Source organism: Pseudomonas sp. KB_15 (genome assembly GCF_052114525.1).
In the GTDB taxonomy this organism is placed as follows: Bacteria; Pseudomonadota; Gammaproteobacteria; order Pseudomonadales; family Pseudomonadaceae; genus Aquipseudomonas.
Map to the genome: position 1 here is coordinate 1 of NZ_JBFREX010000126.1, position 587 is coordinate 587.

The 587-nt window shown below is 59.3% G+C and carries 1 pseudogene; it reads right to left on the minus strand.

Annotated elements, in window-relative coordinates:
* Nucleotides 1-222 precede the first annotated feature (222 nt).
* Nucleotides 223-587 (minus strand): annotated as a pseudogene (locus tag AB4Z35_RS30020) (LLM class flavin-dependent oxidoreductase); the annotation flags it as partial.

Here is a 587-nt window from a genome sequence, read left to right on the forward strand (position 1 = left end):
GTCAGTGGTCGGTCAATGAGCGTATCAGTCAAGCGGTAATGCGATCTGTAGCAGCTGCCGAGCCTGCGAGGCKGCGTTCGGCTGCATGGCAGYCGTGAGTCCAGCTGACGCGGCCTGCCTGACGTACCGCAATGACTGGTTTTACGACTGCTTCGCAGCCGAACGCCGCCTCGCGGGCTCGGCAGCTGCTACAAAGGGTGTTGCGGCTGAAACTGTCCCGTCCTAAAAACCTTGATCAAAGCGGAATGAGGCGCCGTAAGCCGAATCCGGTAAATGGTTAGCGCCATCGTCCCGTAACCGCGAACGGAAAGTACCGCTCTGTGGCCGGGTACGATACAAGCCACGTTTCTGCAGTTCAGGAACAACCAGCTCAACGAAGTCCTCAAGGCTGCCCGGGCTGATCAGCGGGTTGAGCATGTAGCCGCTGGTGCCGGAAATACGGGCGTGCTCTTCGATCCGTTCGGCCACTTGTTGCGGCGTTCCCACCAGAATCAGATCACTGCCCCGAGTGATGTTGGCAAAGCGCTGTTTGACATCACCGGCGGTCAAGGGCTTGCCACTGCCATCGGGACGCATCACATAGGAGG